The organism is Bradyrhizobium sp. P2_E8, assembly GCF_056403875.1.
Window position 1 is genome coordinate 1 of the sequence record NZ_JBFUES010000858.1, and the last position, 3,240, is coordinate 3,240.

The 3,240-nt window shown below is 65.8% G+C and carries 6 protein-coding genes and 1 pseudogene; 4 read left to right on the forward strand and 3 right to left on the reverse strand.

Annotated elements, in window-relative coordinates:
* From AC1D00_RS33140 to AC1D00_RS33150, 3 genes and pseudogenes are all read left to right on the forward strand, one after another.
* Nucleotides 1–186 (forward strand): annotated as a pseudogene (locus AC1D00_RS33140) (ABC transporter permease); the annotation flags it as partial.
* A 20-nt stretch (nt 187–206) separates the two neighbouring features.
* Nucleotides 207–938, forward strand: coding sequence for an aspartate/glutamate racemase family protein (locus AC1D00_RS33145; RefSeq protein WP_477013572.1), 732 nt, complete (start codon nt 207–209; stop codon nt 936–938).
* Nucleotides 939–1,115: 177 nt separating this feature from the next.
* Nucleotides 1,116–1,610 carry a hypothetical protein gene (locus tag AC1D00_RS33150; RefSeq protein ID WP_477013569.1) on the forward strand — a complete coding sequence of 165 codons (495 nt, stop codon included), beginning with the start codon at nt 1,116–1,118 and terminating at the stop codon, nt 1,608–1,610.
* Nucleotides 1,611–1,797: 187 nt separating this feature from the next.
* Here the strand turns inward: AC1D00_RS33150 and AC1D00_RS33155 are convergent, their stop codons facing one another.
* Together AC1D00_RS33155 and AC1D00_RS33160 are read right to left on the reverse strand one after the other, a co-directional pair.
* Nucleotides 1,798–2,151 carry a hypothetical protein gene (locus tag AC1D00_RS33155; protein ID WP_477013570.1) on the reverse strand — a complete coding sequence of 118 codons (354 nt, stop codon included), beginning with the start codon at nt 2,149–2,151 and terminating at the stop codon, nt 1,798–1,800.
* Between the two features lie 104 nt (nt 2,152–2,255).
* Nucleotides 2,256–2,582 carry a hypothetical protein gene (locus AC1D00_RS33160; protein ID WP_135174262.1) on the reverse strand — a complete coding sequence of 109 codons (327 nt, stop codon included), beginning with the start codon at nt 2,580–2,582 and terminating at the stop codon, nt 2,256–2,258.
* Nucleotides 2,583–2,677: 95 nt separating this feature from the next.
* On the opposite strand from AC1D00_RS33160, the gene AC1D00_RS33165 reads away from it, so the two are divergent.
* A complete protein-coding gene (locus tag AC1D00_RS33165) occupies nt 2,678–2,908 on the forward strand; it encodes a hypothetical protein (protein ID WP_049823738.1) in 231 nt (76 codons plus the stop codon).
* Between the two features lie 77 nt (nt 2,909–2,985).
* Here AC1D00_RS33165 and AC1D00_RS33170 read toward each other — a convergent pair.
* Nucleotides 2,986–3,240 (reverse strand): gamma carbonic anhydrase family protein (locus tag AC1D00_RS33170; RefSeq protein ID WP_477013571.1); only part of this gene is annotated, 255 nt, incomplete at its 5' end.

Genomic DNA, 3,240 nt, shown 5'->3' on the forward strand with positions numbered 1-3,240 from the left:
GTGAATACGTTGCCGCTCGATCTCCAGGGCCTCACCACCACCGTGACGAACCCCGACATCTACGCGCTCGGCACCGTGATCTCCGCCGTCTCGTTCACGGTGATCACGCTTGCGCTCGGCACCATCCACGTGCTGAACAAGCGGCAGGCGGCCAAGGGCTCGGACGCCGGCAAAGGACTTGTCTGAGAAGGGGCTTGTCTGATCTGATGCGACTTCACGTCGTCAATCCCAACACCACCGCGTCGATGACGGCGAAGATCGCCGCCGCGGCGCGCAGCGTCGCCCTGCCCGGCACCGAGATCGACGCGCGCCAGCCGGCGATGGGCCCGGTCTCGATCGAGGGCTTTTACGACGAGGCCTTCGCCGTCCCCGGCATGCTCGGCTGCATCCGCGAGGCCGACCGCGACGGCGCGGACGCCCACATCATCGCCTGCTTCGACGACACCGGCCTCGACGCGGCACGCACGGCCGCGAAAGCGCCGGTGATCGGCATTGGCGAAGCGGGCTTCCACATGGCGAGCCTGATCGCGGCGCGCTTTGTCGTGGTGACGACGCTCGGTGTCTCCATCGTGCCGATCGAGCATAATCTGACGAAGTACGGCCTCGCCGGTCGCTGCGCTCGCGTCCGTGCCGCCGAGGTCCCGGTGCTCGCGCTCGAGGAGCGCAACGCCGATGCGCTCGCAAAAATCTCCGCGGAGATCACGGCCGCGATCCGAAACGACCGCGCGGAGGCCATCGTGCTCGGCTGCGCCGGCATGGCCGATCTCGCCGCCGAGCTCGCCGCCGCGCATGGCCTGCCCGTGGTCGACGGCGTCGCTGCCGCCGTGACACTGGCGGAATCGCTCGTGCGACTCGGCCTGAAGACGTCCCGGCTGGGGCCCTACGCTGCGCCACGGTCGAAGACCTATTCCGGGCCGTTTTCGCCGTTTCAGCCCTGATCGCCGCTTCCGGCGGGGCCTTTGGAGGCCTTAAGGCCAGAAGATTGCTGGTTTTTCGCCTTCAGCCTCTTTTTGGTCCCATTTGTTGCCGAACTGTTGCGTTTTCGGGACATCCCGGCGGCCCCTGGGTTGCCGGTCTTCGCCACTCACCAAGTTTCAATTTGGGTTTTGTCAGCGATGATCGATCTCGCAGAGGACACACCGTCCAACCCCCTGTTTCGCCTCGGCGCCCAGCCCATCGCGCTGACCGCCGCCGCCCTCCTCTTGCTGATCGCCGGCGTGACTTCGATTGCGATCTGGCGCGCCTATACCGGCGCTGCGCCGGAGGCCGACCGGGTGGTCGCGTCACGCCAGCTCCAGGCCCGCACGGCCCAGGCCTCCGAGCAGCTGGTCGAGAAGACCAAGGGGCTGGAGGCGACCCAGCAGGAATCGATCGACCAGCTCCAGGTCGTGCAGGACCAGCTCCAGACCGTGAAGCGGCTGCTCGCGGCCCAGCAGGCCGATACCAAGCGCCTGTCGGAGCAGGTGGCGACGCTGAACGAGTCCATCGACGGCCTGCGCCAGTCCTTTGCCAGTGCCCGGGCCACCGAGGCCGAGACGCCGTCGGTTACCCGCAGGAAACCGGCGCGCAATCGCGTCCATGCCAGCGCGCGCAAGCGCTCGCGCGGCTGAGCCGGTCACCCACGCAGACATAATTTTCGTCACTTGTGAACTGGATCACATTCGCCCGTGTGATTCCGCGCGATGCTCGCCGTCACCGGATGGTGTGAGCCGATTTCAATGTCCGGGGCTGGCAAGGTCGTTGACGGTATACTGCGTCAACGGCCTTGTTTTTTAGCAGGCCGGCAGGTCTTCCCGCTCACTCGCAGACGTCGACGCGCCTGAAGCGCCATCCCGATGGCGTCATCACGCGCTTACGCACGACATAGCATCCGCCATAACCGTCGTCGTAGCCGGTACCATAATAATACGGGTCGCCGTAATACGGGGAGCCGTAGCCATAATAGCCACCGTAATAGCCGGCACCGGCAATGCCCGCGCCGATGGCGAGGCCGGGCCAGAAGCCGCCGCCATGCCAGTGGCCGCCATGACCCCAGCCGCCATGGCCCCAGCCGCCGCCATGTCCAAAACCGCCCCGCGCCTGGGCCGCCTGCGGCGCCGAGAGACCGACCGCTGCGACGGCCAGCGCTGCCATGATCATCTTGCGTAACATTTACTCGATCCTCTGCGTGGACACGCTCCACGCTTCAAAGCAGGATCAAGCTAATGCTATCGGGGCACTCCTGACAGCCACACTGTCTCACTTCCGCGCGAGCATCAGCAGCCGCGGCAGATGCTCTTCATCTTCTTGTCGAGCTGCCGGTTCTCGGTATTGACGGTGGCATCGGCGGCCGCGCCGGAGCCGGTGCCGGTGGTGACTCCGGAGCCGGTGCCGGGTCCGGACGATTGAGCCGTCCCCAGGCTGTTGGTGCCGGGCGGCGGCGCCGGCGAGTTGGCGACGCCTCCGGTCGTCGATCCCGACGAACCGCCAGTGGATCCCGCAGAGCCGCCGGTCGCTTGCGCGAATGATACGGCCGGCATTGCCGCGAGGCTGAGGATCACGATCAAGGTCTTCATCGAAGCGGTTGCAGGCGAGGTGGCCATTGGAAATGCTCCTTTACCTGTCAACGGTCCGGACCATGGCCCGTTCCGGAACAAGTGCCGTCACATCAGCTTGAAACGAGGAGGCAGCCACGATCATGCGCAAACTGATCGCGTTCGACGAGGACACGTTCGACAAGCTCAAGCAACTGGGACGCGACAGGATGGCGACGTTTCAAGAGCTCGCGGACGAAGCCTTTGCCGACCTGCTGAAGAAGCACGGCATCCCGATCGATCTCCGGGACGCATTGCGCAAAAGCGCCAGGCTCGGCGCCGAACCGGACAAGCCGGCCGCGCGTCCCAAAGCCAGAAAGGCCAAATCACGATGACCGATCGCGATCCTTTTGCCGAGGGCGAGCGCGCCGCGCGCGCCAACATCCCCGGCTGAGGAGAGCCGGCACGCGCATCAGCCGATCCGCCTCAGGCCTTTCCTGAAGCGCGGGCCGTTGGCGACGTAAAACTTCGCCGCGCTTCCCATCCTCTGCACCTGGGCATCGTCGAGCGTGCGGATCACGCGTGCGGGCGAGCCGATGATCAGGGAGCGTTCGGGAAACTCCTTGCCCTCGGTGATGACGGAACCGGCGCCGACGATGCTGTTGCGGCCGATCTTCGCGCCGTTCATCACGATCGAGCCCATGCCGACCAATGCACCCTCTTCGAT

What these genes read in the sequence shown, in the direction of transcription:
- AC1D00_RS33145 (WP_477013572.1), top strand. Translation starts at nt 207, where the DNA reads ATGCGACTTCACGTCGTCAATCCCAACACCACCGCGTCGATGACGGCG.
- AC1D00_RS33150 (WP_477013569.1), top strand. Translation starts at nt 1,116, where the DNA reads ATGATCGATCTCGCAGAGGACACACCGTCCAACCCCCTGTTTCGCCTC.
- AC1D00_RS33155 (WP_477013570.1), bottom strand. Translation starts at nt 2,151, where the DNA reads ATGTTACGCAAGATGATCATGGCAGCGCTGGCCGTCGCAGCGGTCGGT.
- AC1D00_RS33160 (WP_135174262.1), bottom strand. Translation starts at nt 2,582, where the DNA reads ATGGCCACCTCGCCTGCAACCGCTTCGATGAAGACCTTGATCGTGATC.
- AC1D00_RS33165 (WP_049823738.1), top strand. Translation starts at nt 2,678, where the DNA reads ATGCGCAAACTGATCGCGTTCGACGAGGACACGTTCGACAAGCTCAAG.